The sequence below is a fragment of the Streptomyces umbrinus genome (genome assembly GCF_030817415.1).
In the GTDB taxonomy this organism is placed as follows: domain Bacteria; phylum Actinomycetota; class Actinomycetes; order Streptomycetales; family Streptomycetaceae; genus Streptomyces; species Streptomyces umbrinus_A.
The window spans coordinates 7,251,129-7,274,940 of the sequence record NZ_JAUSZI010000002.1; the positions used below are offsets into that span (position 1 = coordinate 7,251,129).

At 69.4% G+C, this 23,812-nt stretch carries 20 protein-coding genes and 1 pseudogene; 17 read left to right on the plus strand and 4 right to left on the minus strand.

What is annotated here, in order from left to right; genetic code table 11:
• Window positions 1–177: 177 nt before the first annotated feature.
• Window positions 178–1,398 (plus strand): IS110 family transposase, encoded by a 1,221-nt coding sequence (locus tag QF035_RS32080; protein WP_307523192.1) that lies wholly within the window; start codon window positions 178–180, stop codon window positions 1,396–1,398.
• Between the two features lie 188 nt (window positions 1,399–1,586).
• Here QF035_RS32080 and QF035_RS32085 read toward each other — a convergent pair whose 3' ends face one another.
• A complete protein-coding gene (locus QF035_RS32085) occupies window positions 1,587–1,781 on the minus strand; it encodes a DUF397 domain-containing protein (RefSeq protein ID WP_307523914.1) in 195 nt (64 codons plus the stop codon).
• A 9-nt stretch (window positions 1,782–1,790) separates the two neighbouring features.
• Complete coding sequence (locus QF035_RS32090) at window positions 1,791–2,642, minus strand: helix-turn-helix domain-containing protein (protein ID WP_307523915.1); 852 nt, start codon at window positions 2,640–2,642, stop codon at window positions 1,791–1,793.
• A gap of 232 nt (window positions 2,643–2,874) precedes the next feature.
• Between QF035_RS32090 and QF035_RS32095 the strand changes: the two genes are divergently transcribed.
• The 4 genes from QF035_RS32095 to QF035_RS32110 all read left to right on the plus strand — a co-directional run bounded on the left by QF035_RS32095 (window position 2,875) and on the right by QF035_RS32110 (window position 7,434).
• Complete coding sequence (locus QF035_RS32095) at window positions 2,875–3,336, plus strand: ATP-binding protein (RefSeq protein WP_307523916.1); 462 nt, start codon at window positions 2,875–2,877, stop codon at window positions 3,334–3,336.
• Window positions 3,337–3,535: 199 nt separating this feature from the next.
• Entirely contained in the window at window positions 3,536–4,414 is an 879-nt protein-coding gene (locus QF035_RS32100) for a hypothetical protein (RefSeq protein WP_307523917.1), read from the plus strand.
• Between the two features lie 167 nt (window positions 4,415–4,581).
• Window positions 4,582–5,964: a nitrate/nitrite transporter gene (locus QF035_RS32105; protein WP_307523918.1), complete on the plus strand. Its 1,383-nt coding sequence runs from the start codon at window positions 4,582–4,584 to the stop codon at window positions 5,962–5,964.
• Window positions 5,965–6,180: 216 nt separating this feature from the next.
• Entirely contained in the window at window positions 6,181–7,434 is a 1,254-nt protein-coding gene (locus QF035_RS32110) for a uroporphyrinogen-III synthase (RefSeq protein ID WP_307523919.1), read from the plus strand.
• Here QF035_RS32110 and QF035_RS32115 read toward each other — a convergent pair.
• Window positions 7,383–7,964, minus strand: a complete 582-nt coding sequence (locus QF035_RS32115; RefSeq protein ID WP_307523920.1) for an anthrone oxygenase family protein — start codon at window positions 7,962–7,964, stop codon at window positions 7,383–7,385. The genes QF035_RS32110 and QF035_RS32115 overlap by 52 nt on opposite strands.
• 244 nt (window positions 7,965–8,208) lie before the next feature.
• Here QF035_RS32115 and QF035_RS32120 point away from each other — a divergent pair, with 244 nt between their 5' ends.
• The 6 genes from QF035_RS32120 to QF035_RS32145 all read left to right on the plus strand — a co-directional run bounded on the left by QF035_RS32120 (window position 8,209) and on the right by QF035_RS32145 (window position 15,618).
• Window positions 8,209–8,808, plus strand: a complete 600-nt coding sequence (locus tag QF035_RS32120) for a CGNR zinc finger domain-containing protein (protein ID WP_307523921.1) — start codon at window positions 8,209–8,211, stop codon at window positions 8,806–8,808.
• A gap of 196 nt (window positions 8,809–9,004) precedes the next feature.
• Entirely contained in the window at window positions 9,005–9,526 is a 522-nt protein-coding gene (locus tag QF035_RS32125) for a sigma-70 family RNA polymerase sigma factor (protein WP_010039908.1), read from the plus strand.
• Between the two features lie 38 nt (window positions 9,527–9,564).
• Entirely contained in the window at window positions 9,565–10,335 is a 771-nt protein-coding gene (locus QF035_RS32130) for a zf-HC2 domain-containing protein (protein ID WP_307523922.1), read from the plus strand.
• 82 nt (window positions 10,336–10,417) lie between these two features.
• Window positions 10,418–12,859, plus strand: a complete 2,442-nt coding sequence (locus QF035_RS32135) for a HelD family protein (protein ID WP_307523923.1) — start codon at window positions 10,418–10,420, stop codon at window positions 12,857–12,859.
• Window positions 12,860–13,252: 393 nt separating this feature from the next.
• Window positions 13,253–14,668: an NAD-dependent malic enzyme gene (locus QF035_RS32140; RefSeq protein WP_307523924.1), complete on the plus strand. Its 1,416-nt coding sequence runs from the start codon at window positions 13,253–13,255 to the stop codon at window positions 14,666–14,668.
• A gap of 668 nt (window positions 14,669–15,336) precedes the next feature.
• The gene (locus QF035_RS32145; RefSeq protein ID WP_007382399.1) at window positions 15,337–15,618 is read left to right on the plus strand and encodes an HU family DNA-binding protein; all 282 of its coding nucleotides are present in this window, start codon (window positions 15,337–15,339) and stop codon (window positions 15,616–15,618) included.
• Window positions 15,619–15,931: 313 nt separating this feature from the next.
• On the opposite strand, the gene murA is transcribed toward QF035_RS32145, so the two are convergent.
• A complete protein-coding gene (gene murA, locus QF035_RS32150) occupies window positions 15,932–17,278 on the minus strand; it encodes a UDP-N-acetylglucosamine 1-carboxyvinyltransferase (RefSeq protein ID WP_055614624.1) in 1,347 nt (448 codons plus the stop codon).
• A 251-nt stretch (window positions 17,279–17,529) separates the two neighbouring features.
• On the opposite strand from murA, the gene QF035_RS32155 reads away from it, so the two are divergent.
• The 6 genes and pseudogenes from QF035_RS32155 to QF035_RS32180 all read left to right on the plus strand — a co-directional run bounded on the left by QF035_RS32155 (window position 17,530) and on the right by QF035_RS32180 (window position 23,706).
• Window positions 17,530–18,102 carry a YqgE/AlgH family protein gene (locus QF035_RS32155; RefSeq protein WP_143632675.1) on the plus strand — a complete coding sequence of 191 codons (573 nt, stop codon included), beginning with the start codon at window positions 17,530–17,532 and terminating at the stop codon, window positions 18,100–18,102.
• A gap of 29 nt (window positions 18,103–18,131) precedes the next feature.
• Complete coding sequence (locus QF035_RS32160) at window positions 18,132–18,434, plus strand: DUF3039 domain-containing protein (RefSeq protein ID WP_189843460.1); 303 nt, start codon at window positions 18,132–18,134, stop codon at window positions 18,432–18,434.
• A 341-nt stretch (window positions 18,435–18,775) separates the two neighbouring features.
• Window positions 18,776–20,063: pseudogene (locus QF035_RS32165) on the plus strand (extracellular solute-binding protein).
• Window positions 20,064–20,068: 5 nt separating this feature from the next.
• Window positions 20,069–21,166: a carbohydrate ABC transporter permease gene (locus tag QF035_RS32170; protein WP_307523925.1), complete on the plus strand. Its 1,098-nt coding sequence runs from the start codon at window positions 20,069–20,071 to the stop codon at window positions 21,164–21,166.
• A 14-nt stretch (window positions 21,167–21,180) separates the two neighbouring features.
• Window positions 21,181–22,047, plus strand: coding sequence for a carbohydrate ABC transporter permease (locus QF035_RS32175; protein WP_269654904.1), 867 nt, complete (start codon window positions 21,181–21,183; stop codon window positions 22,045–22,047).
• 3 nt (window positions 22,048–22,050) lie between these two features.
• A complete protein-coding gene (locus tag QF035_RS32180) occupies window positions 22,051–23,706 on the plus strand; it encodes a beta-N-acetylhexosaminidase (protein ID WP_307523926.1) in 1,656 nt (551 codons plus the stop codon).
• The last annotated feature ends 106 nt before the right edge of the window (window positions 23,707–23,812 follow it).

A 23,812-nucleotide genomic window follows, 5' to 3' on the forward strand; every position in this document is an offset into this window, starting at 1 on the left:
GGTCATTCGTAAGATCGGAGGGCCCAGGGGCTCTGGGCATGGCTGTCATGTCGGCGCCGCTGGGATGGCTTAAGGAACTTGGCCACCCGGAGCCCCGCGACGACTCGACCGCCAATTGGGAGATGCGACTCCGATCGCTGCTGTAGGACAACGTCGGCGAGGTCGTCTGCGGGATCGATGAACGACGAGCTGGCGGAGGGATACGTGCCCGAGATCTGGGCCGGAGTGGACATCGGCAAGACGCACCACCACTGCGTGGTCATCGATACGGAGGGCAAGCGCCTGCTGTCCCGCCGGGTCGCGAACGACGAGAGCGAGCTCCTCGCCCTGATCAGCGATGTCCTGGAGATATCCCGGGAGGTGCTGTGGGCCGTCGACCTCAACCACGGCGGTGCCGCGCTGCTGATCGGCCTGCTGGTCAGCCACGGCCAGCCGGTCGCTTACCTCACCGGCCTGGCGGTCCACCGGGCCTCGGCCACCTACAAGGGCGGCGAGGGAAAGACCGACGCGAAGGACGCCTTCGTCATCGCAGACCAGGCCCGCGTCCGCCGCGACCTCGGCCTGCTGCGGCCCGGCGATGAGATCGCCGTGGACCTGCGCACCCTGACCACCCGCCGCCTGGACGCGGTCTTCGACCGGACCCGGCAGATCAACCGGCTCCGGGCCCAACTGCTGGAGATCTTCCCCGCGTTGGAGCGGGCCCTGGAACTGACGAACCGGGGGCCGGTGATGCTGCTGACCGGATACCAGACCCCGGCCGGGATCCGCCGGGCTGGAGCGAGCCGGATCGGGACCTGGCTGAAGAACCGCAAAGTCCGCGGCGCCGCCACACTGGCCAAGACGGCCGTGGAAGCCGCCCAGGCCCAACAGACCGCGCTGCCCGGCGAGAAGCTGGCCGCCGCCATGGTGGTCCGCCTCGCGAAGGGGGTGATGGCCCTCGATGAGGAGATCGCCGAGCTCGACGCCCTGATCGAGGCCCGGTTTCGCGAGCATCCGCACGCCGAAGTGATCCGCAGCCTGCCCGGCATGGGCACGAAACTCGCGGCCGAGTTCATTGCCGCCACCGGTGGCGACATGGACGCCTTCGGCAGCTCGGACCGCCTGGCCGGCTTCGCCGGCCTGGCCCCCAGGCCGCGCGACTCCGGGCGCGTCAGTGGCAATCTGCGCCGTCCCCGGCGCTACCACCGCGGTCTGCTGAGAACCATGTACCTGTCGGCCATGGTGAGCCTTCAGTGCTGCCCTGTGTCGAAGGCGTTCTACGACCGGAAACGGAGCGAGGGCAAGGGCCACAAGCAGGCCCTGCTGGCTCTCGCACGCCGACGCCTCAATGTCCTGTGGGCGATGATCCGTGACGGAAAGCAGTTCCATGCTTCACCCCCCGTCACACTGGCGGCTTGACATCACGATTGGGAAGTTCCTTTGACGATGGCGTTCGTCCGGGTGTACCACAGGCTCTTCCCGCCTCGTGCGCCGGCGAACCGCTCCGGCCCAACCTCCTGACGCTGCCTGCCTGACGCGTCACCATGTGGCAACTTTGGGACACCGGGCGCGGCGCCTGGGCCCGGTGTCCCAAAGTCGCCAATTGATCAGGCGCTGCGTATGGAAGGGTTCGTTTTCAGGGTGCGTATGAGTGCGCTCATGCGATCGCGTGTGGTCGAGAGGATGACCTCAGGTTCGTCGCTCTCGCGGAGGTGGATCGCTCCCACAGAAGTAGCCGCCACGTAGACGCAGTTAGCCGCTTCGGCGCTGTACGACGACTTCTGCCAGGTGAGTTCGGGCATGGAGGCTCCTCAGAGGTCTTGCGCGATGCGCTGGATGAGATCTAGGGACTTCGGCGCAGGCAGGGCCCGCGATTCCATACGGTCCAGGACGGAGCGGTAGCGCTCCAACTGTGCTTCGGCGTCGAGGAATTCGCAGCCGTGGTCGGTGTCCAGGACGACGGTGTCGAGCCCTGGCACAGGACCGACAGCGCAGGTGATGGGCTGGCCGGATGCAGGGAATCCCGCTTCCCCAAAGGGGATCACCAGGATGGTGATCGTGGGTTGTTCGCTCATCTCCAGCAGGTAGTCGAGTTGCGCCCGACTGATCTCAGGTCCGCCGAATCCCATCCGCAGCGCTGCCTCGTGCACGATGGCCGTGTACGGGGTCGCGATTCCCTCGAAGAGGACGGCTTGGCGCTTCACGCGGTGCGAGACGCGGTGCTCGATCTCGTATGACCGTAGCGATGGAACCGCCTCACGCATGACCGCGCGGGCATGCTCTGTGGTCTGCAGCAGACCGGGCATGTGGATCGTGACAGCCACCCGGAGCGCGGTGGCGTGGTGCTCCAGTTCGGCCAGGTCCAGCAAGTTGGAGGGGAGCACGTCGCGGTATTCCTCCCACCAGCCGCGGGCCCGTCGGCCAGTCATGGTGGCGATGGCGTCGACGAGTTGTTCGTCCGCGCAATCGTACGAGCGTGCCAGGGCGCGGACGCGGTCGGCGCTGAGGGAGCTGCGGCCGGTCTCGATCATGCTGACGCGTCCCTGGTTGACGCCGAGCAGCGTGGCGGCGCCGGTGACGGTCAGCCCGGCCCGCTCACGAAGTTTGCGGAGTTCGGCGCCCATTCGCCGCTGGCGCAGAGTCGGGGTGGTGGTGGGCGGCAAGACCCCTCCTTCCGGCCGCGGCGCGGCGCTTGGGTACCCCACACGAGGTAACTGGTGATGAATATCGCAGGTTTGGGAGATGTATCTCCTGGGCTGCGCTAGCTTAAGACCGTACCGCCAACTGCCCGCGCCCCCAAGCCGGAAGCGCACCCGACCAGGCATTGCCACCGCAAGGCGCCGCCGTTGAGCGAGCCCAAGTTCCCTTCCCCTTTCCTTCCTCCCGGAGGCGTTCATGGTCACCGTAGCCCCGCCCGATACCTGGACGTACGCCCTTCGCCTGCCCTATGACCCCCGTGCCGCACGCGTCGCACGTATGACCGTGCGGGCCGCGCTGAACGGGCATGGAATGGCCGAAGTCCTCGACGCGGTCGAGCTGTTGACGTCCGAGTTGGTCACCAATGCGTACCGGCACACGAGAGGGCCGGCTTCCCTGCGGCTGACCGCGTTGGGGGACGGGCGGTTGCGGGTGGGGGTGTGGGACAGCAGTCCGCACATTCCGGCGCCCTTCGACAAGCCTCCCTGTGATCGGGTCCCGCCCGCCCCGGCGGGCGCCGAAGGGGGACGCGGGCTGTTCCTCGTGCAGCAGTGCGCGAGTTCGTGGGGCGGCTGGCCGCTCGGTGGCGATCTGCTCGGGCGCGGCGCCGGAAAGCTGCTGTGGTTCGAGGTCGGAGGGCTGGGATGTCGCAGTTGGTAGCCGCGCTATGGCGGCTCACCTGCTCGACGTAATGAACTTGGAAGACAGCGGGAGCCCGGCCAACGGCCCCGTCCTGTGTGGCTTCCGTGGAGGCCCGTGGTGTGGCCGTGGAGGGGCCGGAGCTCCGCCCAGGCCCTCCAGCCGCCGCGGATAGGCTGTCCCGGATGATGATCACCTGCCCGCAACGGAGTACACACCCATGAGCAACCGCCAAGTGCAGAAGATGTTCCGGCTCATGGCGAGTGGTGAAGCGGTTGAGGTCAGTAGTCCCATGGCGTCTGTGAAGAAGTTGGCGCGGCTTGCCTTTGTTGCGCAGCAGTTCGGGTACGAGTACGCGGATGTGCGGCAAGGGGGCGGGCACAACAGTGCGCTGCGGATGCTCATCGTGCCCGATCCGAGTCCCTACGCCCGGCAGCGGGCCGCTCAGAACTGGGCCCAGTTTCCGCAGGCCGCCAGTGGTGGGCCCCTGCCGCCCTTCGTGCCCGACGCCTTGGAGCTGCTCAAGGCGCGGATCAACTTCGACCTGACCGGCAAGAGCGCAGAGAAGCGGATGCTCTTCGGGGCCCTCGGTGGCACCGTCGGATGTGTCGTCCTGGCGCTCCGGACCGGGGGTGACGGCGTCGCCTTCGCCGGGTCCGCGGTTGTGTGGGTGCTGCTCGTCGGAGTACTCGGCATCGGGTTCGCCGTCACACGCAAGCGCAACGCGAAGTTCGCGGCGCGGTTGCTGGCCGCCGGGTTCACGCCGGTGACGGACGAGACCGGCCGGGTTCGCTACCTGCCGCAGGGCGCGCAGCCGCCCGGGCACGCCAACCCCTTCGCCGGCCCCGGAACGCCCGGCGTGGGAGGTCCGTACGCACCTCAGCCCGGTGTCGGAGGTCCGTATGTTCCTCAGCCCGGTGCCGGAGTTCCATACGCACCCCTGCCGACCGCGGCCCCCTACCCCCCGGGCCCGTACGCCGCACCCCAGGCCCCCGGCCCGTACGGAGGCACCCCGGCCACTCCCTACACCCACCCCGGCCCTGGCCCCGTACCGCAGCCGCAGCCGTACCCCCAGGCAGGCCCTCCCGCGAACCCGTAGGCACCCCCCTCACCAGTAGAAACCCCCCACCCCCCGAAAAAACCCTCACCGCGCCCCTCGCCCCGGGGTGAGAGCAACGTTCCCCGGAGGTCACTCGTCGCCACAGGCCGGAAACGCGCCATCCCTACCTTCGGGTGGACCAGCCGGAGAAATTGTGGAGGCGTGAGATGACAGCCCCGAGCAGCAGCATCGCACCGCGCAAGGGGGGCCGCTGGATCGAGCAGTGGGACCCGGAGGACGAGACGTTCTGGAAGGAGACGGGGGAGAAGGTCGCCCATCGCAACCTGTTCTTCTCCGTTCTTTCCGAGCACATCGGGTTCTCGATCTGGACCCTGTGGTCCGTGATGGTGCTCTTCATGGGGCCCGAGTACGGGCTCACCCCGGCCGACAAGTTCTTCATCATCTCCATGGCCACGCTGGTCGGCGCCATCGTGCGGGTGCCGTACACCTTCGCGGTCGCACGCTTCGGTGGCCGGAACTGGACCATCGTCTCGGCGAGCATGCTGCTCATCCCGACGATCGCGGCGTTCATCGTGATGGAGCCGGGGACGTCCTTCGGGACCTTCCTCGTGTGCGCCATGCTCGCCGGCGTGGGAGGCGGGAACTTCGCCTCCTCCATGACCAACATCAATTCGTTCTTCCCGCTGCGGAAGAAGGGGTGGGCCCTCGGGCTCAACGCCGGGGGCGGCAACATCGGCGTGCCCGTCGTGCAGCTCGTCGGGCTCGCCGTCATCGGGGCCAGTGCCGGGCCGCGCGTGCTGCTCGGTATCTACATTCCGCTGATCGTCGTCGCGGCTGTGCTCGGCGCGATGTACATGGACAACATCACGTCCGTGAAGAACGACACCGGCGCCGCCAAGGAGGCCGTGAAGGACCCGCACACCTGGATCATGTCCTTCCTCTACATCGGGACGTTCGGGTCGTTCATCGGGTACAGCTTCGCCTTCGGGCTCGTGCTTCAGACGCAGTTCGGGCGTACGCCGCTGGAGTCGGCCTACGTCACCTTCATCGGCCCGCTGCTCGGCTCGCTGATCCGGCCCGTGGGCGGCTGGCTCGCCGACAAGTACGGCGGCGCGAAGATCACCCTGTGGAACTTCGTCGGCATGGGCGCCGCGACCGCCGTCATCGTGGCCGCCTCCATGGAGGAGTCGCTGGCCCTGTTCACCACGGCGTTCATCGTGCTGTTCGTGCTCACCGGGCTCGGCAACGGCTCCACGTACAAGATGATCCCCGGCATCTTCCAGGCCAAGGCCACCGCCCTGGGGCTCACCGGTGAGGAAGCCGCGTCCTACGGGCGGCGGCTGTCCGGTGCCTCGATGGGGCTCATCGGGGCTGTGGGCGCGGTCGGCGGTCTCGGCATCAATCTCGCCTTCCGGCAGTCGTTCCTGAGCGTGGGGTCGGGCACCGGAGCCTTCGTCGGCTTCCTCGCCTTCTACGCGGTCTGCTTCGGGGTCACCTGGGCCGTATACCTTCGCCGCCCGGCGGGCGGCGCGTCCCCGGCGGTGACCGCTTCCGAGGCGAAGCCGCAGCTCAGCTACGCGGAAGTGTGACGTAACACGGATGACATCAAGCGGAACCGAGCCTGTCACGCATGATTGACAGGCTCGGTCATCCGCCATGATGCGGGCAAATAGGGCGTGCAGCGGACGCCCCGGAGCAGGAGGTGCCGGCCCTGGGACCGGGCGCCCCACCACGGAGGCTCCACGCGGGACGCCCCAACCCAGCGGGTGACGCAGGACGAACACCACTCGAGCGGGACGAGAGCCATGTACGAAGAGCAGCGACCGGAGCAACGCCCCGAGCGACGAACCGAGCAGAGCCCCGAGCGACGAACCGAGCAGAGCCCGGAGCAGCGACCCGGGCAAGCGAGCGGGCCACGAACCGGCCGGCCGGACCACGGCCCCCTCGCCGGGTTCACCGTCGGTGTGACCGCCGCCCGCCGTGCCGACGAACTCGGAGCCCTGCTCCAGCGGCGCGGCGCCGCCGTCATGCACGCGCCCGCCCTGCGTATCGTGCCCCTCTCCGACGACAGCGAGCTGCTCGCGGCGACCAAGCAACTGCTCCACGAGGCCCCGGACATCGTGGTCGCGACCACCGCGATCGGGTTCCGCGGGTGGGTCGAGGCCGCCGACGGGTGGGGGCTGGGCGAGGACCTGCTCGAAACGCTCCGCGGAGTCGAGCTGCTCGCCCGCGGACCGAAGGTGAAGGGCTCGATACGGGCCCAGGGGCTGACCGAGGAGTGGTCCCCGTCCTCCGAATCCATGGCCGAGGTGCTCGACCGGCTGCTGGAGGAGGGAGTCGAAGGGCGCCGGATCGCCGTCCAGTTGCACGGTGAGCCGCTGCCCGGGTTCGTCGAGTCGCTGCGGGCCGCGGGCGCGGACGTCGTCGGCGTCCCCGTGTACCGGTGGATGCCGCCGGAGGACATCGCGCCCGTCGACCGGCTGCTCGACGCCACGGTCACCCGCGGTGTGGACGCGCTGACCTTCACCAGCGCCCCGGCCGCCGCCTCGCTCCTTGGCCGCGCCGAGGACCGCGGGCTGCTGCCCGAGCTGCTCGCCGCCCTCAACCATGACGTGCTGCCCGCCTGCGTCGGCCCGGTCACCGCGCTGCCGCTGCAGGCCAGGGGCATCGACACGGTCCAGCCGGAGCGTTTCCGGCTCGGCCCCCTCGTGCAGGTGCTGTGTCAGGAACTGCCGTCCCGGGCGCGAACGTTGCCGATCGCCGGTCACCGGGTGGAGATCCGGGGGCACGCCGTGCTGGTGGACGACACACTGCGGCCCGTGCCGCCCGCCGGAATGTCGCTGCTGCGCGCGCTGACCCGGCGCCCCGGCTGGGTGGTGGCCCGCGCCGAGCTGCTGCGGGCCCTGCCCGGCGCCGGCAAGGACGAGCACGCCGTGGAGACCGCGATGGCCCGGCTGCGTACGGCGCTGGGGGCGCCCAAGCTCATCCAGACCGTCGTCAAGCGCGGCTACCGGCTGGCGCTCGACCCGGTGGCCGACTCCAAGTACGGCGACGACTGACGGCCGCTCCGGCCGTGGCGCCCGTACAGCACCAGAGCCTGTGCCAGCAGGCCGAACGCGAGGATGTGCAGTACGGCGCGTACGACGTTCCAGGCCACCCACGGGTCCTCGAACTTCTCGCGCACCGCGGCCGGATCGGTCATCGTGGCCGGATTTCCGGCGTCCATGATCTCGTTGTTCAGCGGGATGTTGAAGACGACGGTGACCAGGAACGCGAGCGCGTAGGCGACGAGTGCCGCGAACACCCACACCCGGATCCGTGGCGAGCCGCGCAACTGCCAGGCCGAGAAGGCCGTCAGCAGCAGCGCGCCGTTGAAGCTCAGGAGGAACACCGGGTTCTGGATGACGTCGTTGATGTTCTGGATGACCTCGATGTAGACGCGGTCGTCGCTACGGGCCAGCGCCGGCATCACGTTGTTCGCGTACGCGTAGAACAGTCCGGCGACCAGACCCGTGACGACCGTGGCCGCGACCAGTACACCCCCGGCGGTAGAACGCCGCCCCTTGTTGCTCTCTGTGGTGGTTGCCATGCCTATGAGTCAACCGGCAGGTCCCGGCGGACGACATGCTTCGGACGCGCGCCCGCATAAGCGGACGTCCAGCCGGGGAGGGCCGGGCGGCGCGAGGGAGGGTACGGCCCGGCGCGGGGCTTCCCGCCGCGCGCGGGGGAAGGCACTGTAGGGAGTACGGACCACGCACGGCCCTCTCCCGTACCCCCACTCACGACCACTCACCGACCCCGCATGGCGGCAACCCCAAGGCGGTGACAGGCACATGGCACTGGGCACGGCCACAGCCACGGCCCCGTACGAGCTGCGGTTCGACTCCGGACGGATCTGTCTCGATCTCCTGGCGACCACCCACCCCGAGGAACGGCTCGACTCGGCGGAGCCGTTGCGGGCCTGGATCAGCGGATCCGGACTCGTCCCGGCGGGCACCTCGCTCGCCCCCGTAGACTCCTCCTGGCTCGTCGGATTTCGCGAACTACGCAGCCATATAGGCCAGTTGGTACGCGCGGAGCCCTCCCGGGACTCCCGTCCCTTCGTTCTCGCGTTGGCCCGAGTGAACGAACTCGCCCGCACCGCACCGCCCGTGGCGCACGCCGTGTGGGACGCCGGCGGCTCGCTCGTACGCGCCCTGGACGGCCCTCCGGCCCCTGCCGCGCTGCTCGCGGCCATCGCCCGTGACACAGTGGAGCTGCTGACGGATCCGGCCGCCCGCGCGAGCATCCGGCAGTGTGAGGGAGACAACTGCCCCATCGTGTACCTGGATACGTCCAGAGGGCGTCGTCGCAGGTGGTGCTCCAGTGAGGTGTGCGGGAACCGCGAACGCGTTGCCAGGCACCGGCGCAGAGCAGCCCTCGCACGGGCTTAGAGTTCCTCCGTGAAGGAGAACCCCCCAACTTCCCCACACTCTCCTCACAAAGAATGCCCGTCACTTTGAACACAGCCGCGCCTGCGCCCGTATCCCGGGATGAGCGACCGACTGGGGGATCCCCCGGACACCGGAGGTAGGCGTGCGCAAGGATTCCGCCGTGGCCGATGAACGATTGCCGAGGGCCCGACATCGTATGTCCCAGCCCTCGGAGCCGGACGAGGAGCTGATGCGTGCGCTCTACCGTGAACACGCCGGGCCTCTGCTCGCCTATGTGCTGCGGCTGGTCGCCGGGGACCGGCAGCGCGCGGAGGACGTCGTACAGGAGACGCTCATCCGTGCCTGGAAGAACGCCGGGCAGCTCAACCGAGCTACCGGTTCGGTACGCCCCTGGCTGGTGACGGTCGCTCGGCGCATCGTCATCGACGGGCACCGCAGCCGGCAGGCCCGGCCGCAGGAGGTGGACCCGTCGCCGCTGGAGGTCATTCCCGCGGAGGACGAGATCGACAAGGCGTTGTGGCTGATGACACTCTCTGACGCGCTCGACGACCTGACCCCCGCCCACCGGGAGGTACTGGTCGAGACGTACTTCAAGGGGCGTACCGTAAACGAGGCCGCCGAAACCCTGGGGATACCCAGCGGCACGGTGCGCTCACGGGTGTTCTATGCCCTGCGTTCGATGAAGCTCGCACTGGAGGAGCGGGGGGTGACGGCATGAGCACATACGGGGGATACGGAACGGGTAGTCCTGGACCCATGCAAAGTTCGCAAGGGCAGGGCGATGTACACGAGACGGTCGGTGCGTACGCGCTCGGGATCCTCGACGACGCCGAAGCCACCGCCTTCGAGGCGCACCTCGCGACCTGCGAGTGGTGCGGCCAGCAGCTCGACGAACTTGCCGGCATGGAGCCGATGCTCGCCGCCCTGGCCGATCTGCCCGCCGCTCAGGGCACTCCGGCCATAGGTGAGTCGCTTGCCGCCCGGCCGAGCCCACAGCTCGCGGACCGGCTGGTCGGCGAGGTCGTGGAGCGTCGCGTCCGTGCCAAGAGAAGCCGGCGTGCCTTCTTCGGGCTCGCGGCCTCGCTGATCATCGGCGGCCCCATCGTCGCGATCGCGGCCACCGGCGGCGACACGACTCAGGAGGCCAAGCCCCTGCAGTCCGCCAGCCCGGCCAAGGAAGCCTTCACGCACATGACCGACAAGGTCAAGGCGACGGACCCGACCACCAAGGTCAGCGCCGTCGTGGGCATGGAGGGCAAGGCCTGGGGCACCCATTCGGTCCTGGAGCTGAAGAACGTCAAGGGGCCGGAGAAGTGCTCCCTCATCGCCGTCGGCAAGAACGGCGAGCGGGAGACGGCGACCACCTGGGCGGTCCCGAAGTGGGGCTACGGCATCGAGAACGCCAAGACCGAGCAGGCCAAGAGCCCGCTCTACGTGCACGGTGGCGTCGCCATGAATCCCGAGGACATCGACCACTTCGAGGTCATGACCTTCGGCGGCGAAAAGCTGGTCGAGGTCGACGTGTAGGCGATCAAGAGCGGAAACGTAGCCCGACGGGCTCCCCTTCGCGTACGGTTGACGGCTGCCATGCACGTCAGAAGGGGGCCCGGTGGCCGCTCAGGTTCAGCAGGAAACGGCGTTCGATCCGGTGGGCGACTCCGTGCGCGACCGCGAGATCGGCGTCGAACAGGAACACCTGGATCGGGTGTACCAGCGCCTCGAGGAAAAGATCCACGAGGCGGAGTTCCTGATGAACGACGCCGCCCAGCGCGGCCAGGTCGGTACACCCGGAGCACTCGCGGAGCGTGACGCGCAGGTGTTCCGGGCGGGGATCCACCTCAACCGCCTGAACAACGAGTTCGAGGACTTCCTCTTCGGAAGGATCGACCTCCTCGCCGGCAAGGACGGCAAGAAGGGCCCGGACGGCGCGTACACGGCCGTGGAACCCGCCGAGGGCGCGGTACGGCCCGACAACACCGCCGAGATCGCGGAGACCCTCCACATCGGCCGTATCGGCGTCCTGGACTCGGACTACTCGCCGCTGGTCATCGACTGGCGGGCCCCGGCGGCCGCGCCGTTCTACCGCTCCACACCGGTCGATCCCGGCCGGGTGGTACGCCGCCGGGTCATCCGCTCCAAGGGCCGCAGGGTCCTCGGGGTCGAGGACGACCTGATGCGCCCGGAGCTGAAAGCTTCCCTCTCCGGCCGCGAACTGCCGGTGATCGGCGACGGCGCGCTGATGGCCGCGCTCGGCCAGGCCCGCAGCCACACCATGCGGGACATCGTGGCCTCCATCCAGGCCGAGCAGGACCTGGTCATCCGGGCACCCGCCGCGTCCGTCACGTACGTGGAGGGCGGTCCTGGCACCGGCAAGACGGCGGTCGCCCTGCACCGGGCCGCCTACCTGCTCTACCAGGACCGCAGGCGGTACGCGGGCGGCATCCTGATCGTCTCGCCGACGCCCCTGCTGGTGGCGTACACCGAGGGTGTCCTGCCGTCCCTCGGAGAGGAGGGCCAGGTCGCCATCCGCGCGGTCGGCTCCCTGGTCGACGGCGCCGAGGCCACGCTGTACGACTCGCCGGCGGTGGCCCGGGCCAAGGGCTCGTACAGGATGCTCAAGGTGCTGCGGAAGGCGGCGCGGGGGGCGCTGGAGGCACCGGGCGAGCCCGGCCGGGCGCCCGCGCGGGGCAGGCGGAACGGACAGGCCGGCCACAACGGCCACAACGGTCAGAACGGCCAGCTCTCGTTCGGCGACCCCGACGACGACTTCGCCGACTCCGACGACGAACCGCAGGCGTCCTCCGCCACACCCGACCGCCTCCGAGTCGTCGCCTTCGGGCGCCGGCTGGAGCTGGAGGCGCCCGAGCTGGACCGGATCCGCCAGAACGCGCTCTCCGGGACCGCCCCCGTGAACCTGCTGCGCCCGCGCGCCCGCAAGCTGCTGCTCGACGCCCTCTGGGCGCGGTCCGGCGCCGGGACCCGGCACACGGACGCCGAGCTGGCGGCCGAGCTGCGCTCGTCGTTCGACGAGGACGTCAGCTCCGAGGACAGCTTCATCGAGTTCGTCGACGTCTGGTGGCCCGAACTGGCACCGAGTGCCGTTCTGGAGGCGATGGCCGACGAGAAACGGCTCGGACGCTGGGCGCGGCGGATCCTCAACCCCGGTGAGGTCCGGCGGGTCGCCCGCTCCCTCAAGCGGGACGGCCTCTCCGTGCACGACGTGGCCATGCTCGACGAACTCCAGGCCATCCTCGGCACCCCGGCCCGCCCCCGCAGGAAGCGCGACCTCGACCCGCTCGACCAGCTGACGGGCCTGGAGGAGCTCATGCCCGTACGCGAGGAGACGCAGCGCGAGCGGGCCGAGCGGCTGGCCCAGGAGCGCACGGAGTACGCGCACGTCATCGTCGACGAGGCGCAGGACCTCACGCCCATGCAGTGGCGCATGATCGGCCGCCGCGGCAGGCACGCCACGTGGACGGTGGTCGGCGACCCCGCCCAGTCCTCGTGGTCGGACCCGGACGAGGCCGCCGAGGCCCGTGACGAGGCCCTCGGCACGCGCCCGCGCCGCCGTTTCGAGCTCACCGTGAACTACCGCAACCCGGCCGAGATCGCCGAGCTCGCCGCCAAGGTCCTGGCCCTGGCCATGCCCGGCTCCACCTCCCCGTCCGCGGTGCGCTCCACAGGCGTACGGCCGCGCTTCACCGCCGTACGGGACTCCCTGGCCAAGACCGTGCGGGAGGAGGCCGCGCGGCTGCTCGACCAGGTCGACGGCACGGTCGGTGTCGTCGTCGCCATGAACCGCCGCGCCGAGGCCGCGCGCTGGCTCGCCGGGCTCGGCGACCGCGTGGTGGCGCTCGGCAGCCTGGAGGCGAAGGGACTGGAGTACGACGCCACGGTGGTCGTCTCCCCGGCGGAGATCGCCGACGAGTCGCCGGCCGGACTGCGCGTGCTGTACGTGGCGCTGACCCGGGCCACCCAGCAGCTCACCGTCGTCTCGGCCGACCGCGACGAACCGGACGCGGACGGGGTGCCGGACCTGCTGCGGGACTGACCGGGGCCCGGTCCGCGGGCCGGACCGGACCGAGCGCGAAGAACCTTCTCCGTGAACCTCCGGTACGGGAATTGCCTTACGGGGATCGTTTGTTACGGTTGGTGTGGCACCGGCCCGATCCAAGCCCCCGGGCCCAACCTTCGTCGCTACGAGCGACCACTTGCCGCGAGGCGAGCATGGCGGGTCGGTGTCATTGAACGAGTTCCGTTCGACGTGTTGTGAGCGGGAGAGAGGCCCCTGTCACCCAGTGACAGGGGCCTCTCCTTGGTTGAGAACAAAACGTTCGCAATCCAGGGCGGCTACCACGTACTCCGCGGTAGGTGCGACGATCGGACGGCAAACCCGCGAACCAGTAGCGCTCGCAGTACCCGGTGAAAGCAGAGGAAGTCGGCCATGGCAACGGCGCCCAGCGTCTCCTACTCGATTACGGTCCGGTTGGAGGTGCCCGCGAGCGGAACCGCGGTCTCCCAGATCACCACCGCCGTGGAGTCCCACGGAGGCTCGGTGACGGGCCTCGACGTGACGGCCTCCGGCCACGAGAAGCTCCGGATCGACGTCACCATCGCGGCGACGTCCACCGCCCACGCCGACGAGATCGTCGAGCAGTTGCGCGGCATCGAGGACGTGACGCTCGGCAAGGTGTCCGACCGTACGTTCCTGATGCACCTCGGCGGCAAGATCGAGATGCAGTCCAAGCATCCGATCCGCAACCGTGACGACCTCTCGATGATCTACACCCCGGGCGTGGCCCGCGTGTGCATGGCGATCGCCGAGAACCCCGAGGACGCCCGCCGTCTGACCATCAAGCGCAACACCGTCGCGGTCGTGACGGACGGCTCGGCGGTGCTGGGCCTGGGCAACATCGGCCCGATGGCCGCCATGCCGGTCATGGAGGGCAAGGCGGCCCTCTTCAAGCGCTTCGCCGACATCGACGCCTGGCCGCTGTGCCTGGACACCCAGGACACGGACGAGATCGTCGCGATCGTCAAGGCGATCGCCCCGGGCTTCGCCGGCATCAACCTCGAGGACATCTCGGCCCCGCGCTGCTTCGAGATCGAGGCCCGTCTGCGTGAGGCCCTCGACATCCCCGTCTTCCACGACGACCAGCACGGCACGGCGATCGTCGTGCTCGCGGCCCTGACGAACGCGCTGCGCGTGGCCGGCAAGGCGATCGGTGACATCCGGGTCGTCATGTCCGGCGCGGGCGCGGCCGGTACGGCCATTCTGAAGCTGCTGCTGGCCGCCGGCGTCAAGCACGCCGTCGTCGCCGACATCCACGGCGTGGTGCACGCGGGCCGTGAGGACCTGGTGAAGGCCGCCGCCGACTCGCCGCTGCGGTGGATCGCCGACAACACCAACCCCGAAGGGGTCACGGGGACGCTCAAGGAGGCCGTGCGCGGCTCGGACGTGTTCATCGGCGTCTCGGCCCCGAACGTGCTGGACGGCGACGACGTGGCCGCCATGGCCGAGGGTGCCATCGTGTTCGCGCTCGCGAACCCTGACCCCGAGGTCGACCCGGCGATCGCCCGTCAGACCGCGGCCGTCGTGGCCACCGGCCGCTCCGACTTCCCGAACCAGATCAACAACGTGCTGGTCTTCCCGGGTGTCTTCCGCGGTCTGCTGGACGCGCAGTCCCGCACGGTCAACACGGAGATGATGCTTGCTGCCGCAACCGCTCTGGCGGACGTGGTGACCGAGGACGAGCTCAACCCGAACTACATCATCCCCAGCGTCTTCAACGACAAGGTCGCGGGCGCCGTCGCGGGCGCGGTCCGCACCGCGGCGAAGGCGGCGGGCGCGACGGCCTGAGCGCCGGCCCGACCCTCCTGGGGCCTGCCGCTCCGGCCCCCGCTCGGCCTGCGGCCTTGTCCTCAAACGCCGGACGGGCTGGGGTGAGATGCGGGTGCGGGTGCGTTGTGGCTGCTCGCGCCCGCGCGGCGGAGCCGCAAATGGACACAGCCCCGCGCCCCTGATGGGCGCGGGCGTACCGCCGTCATTTCAGCCCCTCCGGCGATCGAGGAGCGGGCGTTCGGGGGCGGAGCCCCTGAAATGGGCGGGACTGGGTAGGGGAGGCGGGGGCGGGGAAATTCCCCGCCAGGTGGCGACTGTGACGGTTGCCACCCGGCCCCCGTACCGGCGCGTCGCCGGACGTGGGGCGTCAGGCCGCCTCTAGGGTGGCGGCCATGGCTCAGTCCCTGAGGGCCCACCAGGCCTTTCAGGCCCTGCGGTCCGCTGCCGGGAACCGACGGAGCGTCACCAATTCGAGGCCGTGGCGCTTTTCGTGTGACTCCCAGGGGTGCCGGATTGGCTTTCCCGCCGCAGGTGGGGGCAGGATGCGTCTTCGGGCGCGAGGGTCCGGCCCCGGACCCGGGTCCGGGGACCGCCGAGGAACCTGGCAGCATCGGCTTCGACGTGCCCAATATGCGGCTCCGCCGCGTGGCACGCCTCAACGGCAAGAAGAACACGGGAGTAACAACATGAACCGCAGTGAGCTGGTGGCCGCGCTGGCCGACCGTGCCGAGGTGACCCGCAAGGACGCCGACGCCGTTCTGGCCGCCTTTGCCGAGACCGTCGGTGAGATCGTCGCCAAGGGCGACGAGAAGGTCACCATCCCCGGCTTCCTGACCTTCGAGCGCACCCACCGTGCCGCTCGCACCGCGCGGAACCCGCAGACCGGCGACCCGATCCAGATCCCCGCCGGCTACAGCGTCAAGGTCTCCGCCGGCAGCAAGCTCAAGGAAGCCGCCAAGGGCAAGTGACCTTGCCGTCTACACCTCGCGGGACGGTGTTCTCGGTAGGTAGCAGGCAGTAGGTAGTAGTAGCTAGTGCGATGGGGCGGCACCCGGATCCCGGGTGCCGCCCCATCGCTGTTGCGCTTACCACTGGCCTCAAACGCCGGCCGGGCTGAACAGTGCCCGGCCGGGATGGTTCTCGCTAGCCGAGCGCCTTGCCCGGCAGTTCCACCTTCGCGCCCAGTTCCACGAGCTTCTCCATGCTGTGTCTGTCCGGGGGATGACCCCCGGACCCCCAGCCGGTGGCGGGACTGCCGTGAGCCGGTGTCAGGACAGGCTGTCAGCCGAGCGCCTTGCCCGGCAGTTCCACCTTCGCGCCCAGTTCCACGAGCTTCTCCATGAAGTTCTCGTAGCCGCGGTTGATCAGGTCGATGCCGTGGACGCGGGACGTGCCCTGGGCGGCCAGCGCGGCGATGAGGTACGAGAAGCCGCCGCGGAGGTCGGGGATGACCAGATCGGCGCCCTGGAGCTTCGTGGGGCCCGACACGACCGCCGAGTGGAGGAAGTTGCGCTGGCCGAAGCGGCAGTGGGAGCCGCCGAGGCACTCGCGGTAGAGCTGGATGTGTGCGCCCATCTGGTTGAGCGCGGAGGTGAAGCCGAGACGGGACTCGTACACCGTCTCGTGGACGATGGAGAGGCCGGTCGCCTGCGTGAGGGCGACGACGAGCGGCTGCTGCCAGTCCGTCTGGAAGCCCGGGTGGACGTCCGTCTCCAGCGCGATGGACTTCAGCTGGCCGCCGGGGTGCCAGAAGCGGATGCCCTCGTCGTCGATCTCGAAGGCGCCGCCCACCTTCCGGTAGGTGTTCAGGAATGTCATCATCGAGCGCTGCTGGGCGCCGCGGACGTAGATGTTGCCTTCGGTCGCCAGGGCCGCGGAAGCCCACGAGGCGGCCTCCAGGCGGTCTGGAAGGGCCGCGTGGGTGTAGCCGCCGAGCTTGTCGACACCCGTGACACGGATGGTGCGGTCGGTGTCCATCGCGATGATCGCGCCCATTTTCTGCAGAACGCAGATCAGGTCCTCGATCTCCGGCTCCACGGCCGCGTTCGACAGCTCCGTCACGCCCTCCGCGAGGACGGCCGTCAGCAGCACCTGCTCGGTCGCGCCCACGGACGGGTACGGCAGCGTGATCTTCGTGCCGCGCAGTCGCTGCGGAGCCTCCAGGTACTGGCCGTCCGCGCGCTTCTCGATCGTCGCGCCGAACTGGCGCAGCACCTCGAAGTGGAAGTCGATCGGCCGGCCGCCGATGTCGCAGCCCCCCAGGCCAGGGATGAACGCGTGCCCGAGGCGGTGCAGGAGGGGACCGCAGAGGAGGATCGGGATACGCGACGAGCCCGCGTGCGCGTCGATGTCCGCGACGTTCGCGCTCTCCACGTGCGACGGGTCCATGACGAGCTCGCCCGGCTCCTCGCCCGGACGGACCGTCACACCGTGCAGCTGCAGCAGCCCGCGTACGACCCGCACGTCACGGATGTCGGGGACGTTGCGCAGTCGGCTCGGAGCACTACCGAGCAGCGCGGCGACCATGGCCTTCGGTACGAGGTTCTTCGCACCGCGGACACGGATCTCGCCCTCCAGCGGGGTTCCGCCGTGGACAAGGAGTACGTCGTCTGAGCCGTTGACGGTCATGTATCTCGCGTTCCGGTTGGTTGGGCAGGGGCGAAGAAGCAAGCGTAATGGCCGCCTACCCCCCTTCAGTAAGCCCAAGGGCGCCCCAGGGACGTCATAGCTTTGCCACAACACGAACCGCTCCTAAACGGACACACGGGGTCACCGGCAGGGGCGTGCGCTCCACCTGCATCTGTACGCCCTGAGCTGCATTCACCCGGGTACGGGTATTGCCTCCCCCCGCACGGGGAAGATGCGGGATCATGTCTCGCATGACCGAGGTGTCCTCGCTCACAGGGCGGCTGCTCGTGGCCACGCCCGCCCTGGCGGACCCCAACTTCGACCGCGCGGTGGTGCTGCTCCTCGACCACGACGAGGAGGGCTCCCTGGGTGTCGTCCTCAACCGCCCCACACCAGTGGATGTGAGCGACATCCTCTCGGGCTGGGCGGATCTCGCGGGCGAGCCCGGCGTGGTCTTCCAGGGCGGCCCGGTCTCGCTCGACTCCGCGCTCGGTGTGGCGGTGATACCGGGGGGCGCGTCGGGGGAGCGTGCTCCGCTGGGCTGGCGGCGGGTGCACGGGGCGATCGGGCTCGTGGACCTGGAGGCCCCGCCGGAACTGCTCGCCTCGGCCCTCGGTTCGCTCCGGATCTTCGCGGGATACGCGGGCTGGGGCCCCGGACAGCTGGAGGACGAGCTCGTCGAGGGCGCCTGGTACGTGGTGGAGTCGGAGCCCGGAGACGTCTCCTCGCCCTCTCCGGAACGGTTGTGGCGAGAGGTGCTGCGCCGCCAGCGCAACGAGCTGGCGATGGTGGCCACGTACCCGGACGACCCTTCGCTCAACTGATGCTCCTTGGCTTCAGTACTCTTGCGTCTATGAGCACTCTTGAGCCTGAGACCCAGCCCCAGCGAGGCACTGGGACGGGGACCCTCGTAGAGCCGACGCCGCAGACGTCGCACGGCGACGGGGACCACGAGCGCTTCGCCCACTACGTCCAGAAGGACAAGATCATGGCGAGCGCGCTGGACGGCACGCCCGTCGTGGCGCTCTGCGGCAAGGTGTGGGTGCCGGGCCGTGACCCGAAGAAGTACCCCGTGTGCCCCATGTGCAAGGAGATCTACGAGTCCATGGGCGCCGGCGGCGACGAGGGCAAGGGCAAGGGCGGCGGCGACAAGTAGCGCCCCCTGCGCGCCCCCGGTGACTTCCCGCCCGGTGCGGGGCGCCGGGCGCAGTGATGCCTTGTCGGTGGTCCAACCCTTCGCCGAGTGGACGGGTTTGCCGTGAGCGTGGGCCCCGGATGTGCTCTTTGGGCGCTTCCGGGGCCTTTGTACTGTCCGTGTACGGTCCACACGTTGCACGGAGTGCTTCGAGTGGTCACAGAGTGGTTGAGACCTCTTGTGGCCATGTTCATGTAGTCCATAGCCTCCGACGTGTTGTGCAGCGCAAAACCACCATTGCACGTGCTGCAACGCGCTCCCCCGGAGGACGCCTCGTGAAGCTCTCGAAACTCTCTGCCCGAATGGCCGCCCCGATCGCCGCGCTCGTCGTCGCCGGGCTCACGGCCACCGCCTGCGCCCCCGAGTCCTCCGACAACTCCGGGGGCAAGGACGAGAAGAGCGGCACCCTGCGGGTGTGGCTCTTCCAGGAGGTCGACACCGCGCCGAAGGAGAAGGTGGTCGACGGTGTCGTCGCCGCCTTCGAGAAGGCCCACAAGGGCACGAAGGTCGACGTCCAGTACATCCCCGTCGAGACCCGCGCCGAGAAGATCAAGGCCGCCTTCAACGACCCCAAGAGCGCGCCCGACCTCATCGAGTACGGGAACACCGACACGGCCGGTTACGTCAAGGACGGCGGACTCGCCGACGTCACCAAGGAGTTCACGGACTGGAGCGAGTCCAAGGACACCGACCCGACCGCCAAGCAGTCCGTCACGGTCGACGGCAAGGTCTACGGAGTCCCGTACTTCGTCGGCGTCCGCGCCCTCTACTACCGCACGGACGTGTTCGAGGAGCTGGACCTCGAAGTACCCAAGACGCAGGCCGAGTTGATCAGCACCGCCAAGGCGATCCGGCAGGCGAAGCCGGAGCTGTACGGGGCTCGCGGTCGGCGGCGCCTACACGTACGGCGCGATGCCGTTCATCTGGTCCAACGGCGGCGAGATAGCCGAGGGCAAGGGCGGCTCGTATGCCTCGACGATCGACAGCGCGGCGTCCCAGAAGGGCATCAAGGCGTACACCTCTCTGTTCGGTGACGACAACTGTCCGGCCGCCAAGTGCGCGGGCATGGGCGGCAACGACACTGTGACGGCCTTCGCCTCCGGGAAGGCGGGCATGGCGATCGGCGGCGACTTCAGTCACGCGGCGATCGAGGCCGGGAAGGTCAAGGGCAAGTACGCGGTCGTGCCGCTGCCCGGCGTGAAGTCCGGTGAGATCGCTCCCGCGTTCGCGGGCGGCAACAACCTCGGTGTACTGAACAGCACTTCGCACCGCACGCTCGCCGTCGACCTGATGGAGCAGCTCGCCTCGAAGAAGACGCAGGGCGAACTCTTCGACGGGATGGGCTTCCTGCCGACGTTCACGGACGTACGCCAGGACGTCGCGAAGCGCGAGCCGTTCGTCGGGCCCTTCGTGAAGACCCTCGGCGCGGGCGCCAAGTTCGTCCCGGCCTCGCCGGCCTGGTCCCAGATCGACGCGTCCCTCGTACTGCCGACGATGTTCCAGGAGGTCGTCAGCGGGCGTAAGAGCGTGGACGCGGCCTCGAAGGACGCGGCGAAGAAGATGAACGACGCGTTCAGCTCCGCGGGGTGAGCCGGATGACGAACCGTCCGCTGCCGGGCTCCGCCCCGCCGCCGGGCCCGTCCGCGGAACCGCCCTCGCGCGAGGGCGGGCCGGACAGGGCGCGGCCCGGGGCCACGGCCCTGCCCGCGGCCCGTCGGGGCGCGGGGTCCGGTCCGGCCAAGGGTGCGTCGCCCGCACCCGTCCGCACGGCGGCCCGCCCGGGCCGCCGTGGCGGCGGGGGCCGCAAGTCCCCGCTCGCGCGGGGCGGATGGACGCCCTGGCTCTACCTCGCCCCCGCGCTCGTCGTCATCGGCGGGCTGCTCGTCTACCCCGTCTACCAGCTCGGGCTGATCTCGTTCCTGGAGTACACGCAGGCACAGGTCAGCGGCGGGGAGCCGGCCACCTTCCAGGGCTTCGGCAACTACGCGACCCTCTTCGGGGACGCGCAGTTCTGGCAGGTCCTGTTGGCCACCGTGCTGTTCGCCGGCGCGTGTGTGGTGTCGACGCTGGGGGTGGGCTGTGCGCTCGCCGTCCTCCTGACACGTGTCCGTGCCGTGCCGCGGCTCGCGCTGATGCTGGCCGCGCTCGGCGCCTGGGCGACCCCCGCGGTGACCGGGTCGACGGTGTGGCTGCTCCTCTTCGACCCCGACTTCGGTCCCGTCAACCGGATCCTCGGGCTCGGCGACCACTCCTGGACGTACGGCCGTTACAGCGCCTTCGCCCTCGTCCTGCTCGAAGTGGTCTGGTGCTCCTTCCCGTTCGTGATGGTCACGGTGTACGCCGGCATCCGCGCCGTACCGGCCGAGGTCCTGGAGGCCGCGTCCCTGGACGGCGCCTCCCAGTGGCGGATCTGGCGCTCGGTGCTCGCCCCGATGCTCCGGCCGATCCTCGTGGTCGTCACCATCCAGTCGGTCATCTGGGACTTCAAGGTCTTCACGCAGATCTACGTCATGACGGGCGGCGGCGGCATCGCCGGCCAGAACCTCGTACTGAACGTGTACGCCTACCAGAAGGCCTTCGCGTCCTCCCAGTACAGCCTCGGCTCAGCGATCGGAGTGGTGATGCTGCTGATTCTGCTCGCCGTCACGCTCGTATATCTGAGGCTGATCAGAAGGCAGGGGGAGGAGCTGTGAGTTCCGCAAGTCCCGTGAAAACCCAAGGCTTTGTACGTGATTTCGCACGCCGTTCCGTACAGCGGCCGTGGCGGCTGGCCGCCGAGGCATCCGCACTGCTGATCGCGGCGGTCGTGGCATTCCCCCTCTACTGGATGGCACTCAGCGCCTTCAAGCCCGCCGGGGAGATCGAGTCGACCGAGCCGCGGCCCTGGACGCTGGACCCGACACTCGATTCCTTCCGACGCGTCTTCGGGCAGCAGGAATTCGGCCGGTACTTCCTCAACAGCCTCATCGTGGCGGTCACCGTGGTCGCCGTCTCGGCGCTCATCGCGTTTCTCGCGGCGACGGCCGTGACCCGATTCCGCTTCCGATTCCGCACCACCCTGCTCATCATGTTCCTGATCGCGCAGATGGTGCCCGTCGAGGCCCTGACGATCCCCCTCTTCTTCCAGATGCGGGACTTCGGGCAGCTCAACACGCTGGGCGCGCTGATCCTGCCGCACATCGCCTTCTCGCTGCCCTTCGCGATCTGGATGCTGCGCGGCTTCGTGAAGGCCGTCCCGGAGGCGCTGGAGGAGGCCGCCTACATCGACGGGGCGAGCCGGACGCGGTTCCTGTGGCAGATCCTTTTCCCGCTGGTCTTTCCCGGGCTCGTCGCCACCAGCGTGTTCTCGTTCATCTCCGCGTGGAACGACTTCCTCTTCGCCAAGTCCTTCATCATCAGCGACACTTCGCAGTCCACACTGCCGATGGCCCTCCTTGTCTTCTACAAGCCCGACGACCCCGACTGGGGCGGTGTGATGGCCGCGTCCACGGTGATGACCATTCCGGTACTGATCTTCTTCGTACTCGTACAGCGGCGGCTGGTCTCCGGACTGGGCGGCGCGGTGAAGGACTGAGACATGACCACCTCGGAACTGATTCCCGGGCCGCTCTCCATGTCGGCATCGGGCGACGGCGTTTTCCCGCTCGACGAGGAGACGACCCTCACGGCGGGGCCGGAGACCGACGCCACGGCACGCTGGCTGCGCGCGGTGCTCGTCGCCGCCACCGGGCTTCCCCTGCGCGAAGGCGAACCCGGGCCGCCCGGGCAAGCGGCGGAGAACTCCGTCGAACTGCTCCTCGACCCGCAACTGCCGCCCGAGGGCTACCGGATCACGGTCCGCGACCGGCGGGCCCTCGTCACCGGCGGCGGCCCGGCCGGGGTGTTCTGGGGCGCCCAGACGCTGCGGCAGCTGCTGGGCCCCGACGCCTTCCGGCGCGCCCCTCTGAGGCGCACCGGCTGGGCATTGCCGGAGACCGAGATCCAGGACGCCCCGCGATTCGCCTGGCGCGGCCTCATGCTCGACGTCTCACGGCACTTCATGCCCAAGGACGGTGTCCTGCGCTATCTCGACCTGATGGCGGCTCACAAGCTCAACGTCTTCCACTTCCACCTCACGGACGACCAGGGCTGGCGTATCGAGATCAAGCGGTACCCGAAGCTCACGGAGACCGGATCGTGGCGGGCGCGCACCAAATTCGGCCATCGCGCCTCGCCCCTCTGGGAGGACAAGCCGCACGGCGGCTTCTACACCCAGGATGACATCCGCGAGATCGTCGCGTACGCCACCGAGCGGCATATCGCCGTCGTCCCCGAGATCGACATCCCGGGGCACTCGCAGGCCGCCATCGCCGCATATCCGGAACTCGGCAACACCGACGTCATCGACACGACCTCCCTCTCCGTCTGGGACACCTGGGGCGTCTCGAAAAACGTACTCGCCCCCGCTGACAACGTCCTTCGCTTCTACGAGGGCGTCTTCGAGGAGGTCCTCGACCTGTTCCCCGCGGACGCCGTCGGCTTCTCGGAGTTCGTCCACATCGGCGGTGACGAGTGCGCCAAGGACCAGTGGGAGGCGTCGCCGACCGCGAAGGCGCGGATCGTGGACCTCGGTCTCGCGGACGTGGACGAACTCCAGTCGTGGTTCATCCGGCACTTCGACAACTGGCTGGCCGCGCGAGGGCGTCGGCTGATCGGCTGGGACGAGATCCTGGAGGGCGGCCTCGCCCCCGGCGCCGCAGTGTCCTCGTGGCGCGGCTACCGGGGCGGCATCACGGCCGCGCGGGCGGGCCACGACGTCGTCATGTGCCCGGAGCAGCAGGTCTACTTGGACCACCGTCAGCACGGCGGCCCCGACGAGCCCGTGCCGATCGGCTTCGTACGCACCCTTGAGGACGTCTACCGCTTCGAGCCCGTTCCACCGGAGTTGACCTCCGATCAGGCGCGGCACGTCCTGGGCACCCAGGCCAACCTGTGGACCGAGGTCATGGAGGACCGCACACGCGTCGACTACCAGGCGTTCCCCCGGCTCGCGGCCTTCGCCGAGGTCGCCTGGAGCGCACTGCCCGACCCCGCGGAGCGCGACTTCGCCGACTTCGAGCGGCGGATGACCGCCCACTACGGGCGACTTGACGCCCTCGGAGTCTCCTACCGGCCCCCCGCCGGGCCGTTGCCGTGGCAGCAGCGTCCCGGAGTGCTCGGACGCCCGATCGAGGGAGCGCCCCCGAACGTGTGAGGTGCCTCCCAGGGGGTGTCGTCCGAAGCGGTTGCCCTGGGACGGTGGCCCCCAAGGAGAAAGGCCCCCAAGAGGCGCCGAAGGCTGCCAATTCGCGCTGACGGGC

Excerpts from the sequence above, each read along its gene's own strand:
- QF035_RS32080 (WP_307523192.1), top strand. The coding sequence starts at position 178 with ATGAACGACGAGCTGGCGGAGGGATACGTGCCCGAGATCTGGGCCGGA.
- QF035_RS32085 (WP_307523914.1), bottom strand. The coding sequence starts at position 1,781 with ATGCCCGAACTCACCTGGCAGAAGTCGTCGTACAGCGCCGAAGCGGCT.
- QF035_RS32095 (WP_307523916.1), top strand. The coding sequence starts at position 2,875 with ATGGTCACCGTAGCCCCGCCCGATACCTGGACGTACGCCCTTCGCCTG.
- QF035_RS32100 (WP_307523917.1), top strand. The coding sequence starts at position 3,536 with ATGAGCAACCGCCAAGTGCAGAAGATGTTCCGGCTCATGGCGAGTGGT.
- QF035_RS32105 (WP_307523918.1), top strand. The coding sequence starts at position 4,582 with ATGACAGCCCCGAGCAGCAGCATCGCACCGCGCAAGGGGGGCCGCTGG.
- QF035_RS32110 (WP_307523919.1), top strand. The coding sequence starts at position 6,181 with ATGTACGAAGAGCAGCGACCGGAGCAACGCCCCGAGCGACGAACCGAG.
- QF035_RS32115 (WP_307523920.1), bottom strand. The coding sequence starts at position 7,964 with ATGGCAACCACCACAGAGAGCAACAAGGGGCGGCGTTCTACCGCCGGG.
- QF035_RS32120 (WP_307523921.1), top strand. The coding sequence starts at position 8,209 with ATGGCACTGGGCACGGCCACAGCCACGGCCCCGTACGAGCTGCGGTTC.
- QF035_RS32125 (WP_010039908.1), top strand. The coding sequence starts at position 9,005 with ATGTCCCAGCCCTCGGAGCCGGACGAGGAGCTGATGCGTGCGCTCTAC.
- QF035_RS32130 (WP_307523922.1), top strand. The coding sequence starts at position 9,565 with ATGCAAAGTTCGCAAGGGCAGGGCGATGTACACGAGACGGTCGGTGCG.
- QF035_RS32140 (WP_307523924.1), top strand. The coding sequence starts at position 13,253 with ATGGCAACGGCGCCCAGCGTCTCCTACTCGATTACGGTCCGGTTGGAG.
- QF035_RS32145 (WP_007382399.1), top strand. The coding sequence starts at position 15,337 with ATGAACCGCAGTGAGCTGGTGGCCGCGCTGGCCGACCGTGCCGAGGTG.
- murA (WP_055614624.1), bottom strand. The coding sequence starts at position 17,278 with ATGACCGTCAACGGCTCAGACGACGTACTCCTTGTCCACGGCGGAACC.
- QF035_RS32155 (WP_143632675.1), top strand. The coding sequence starts at position 17,530 with ATGACCGAGGTGTCCTCGCTCACAGGGCGGCTGCTCGTGGCCACGCCC.
- QF035_RS32160 (WP_189843460.1), top strand. The coding sequence starts at position 18,132 with ATGAGCACTCTTGAGCCTGAGACCCAGCCCCAGCGAGGCACTGGGACG.
- QF035_RS32170 (WP_307523925.1), top strand. The coding sequence starts at position 20,069 with ATGACGAACCGTCCGCTGCCGGGCTCCGCCCCGCCGCCGGGCCCGTCC.
- QF035_RS32180 (WP_307523926.1), top strand. The coding sequence starts at position 22,051 with ATGACCACCTCGGAACTGATTCCCGGGCCGCTCTCCATGTCGGCATCG.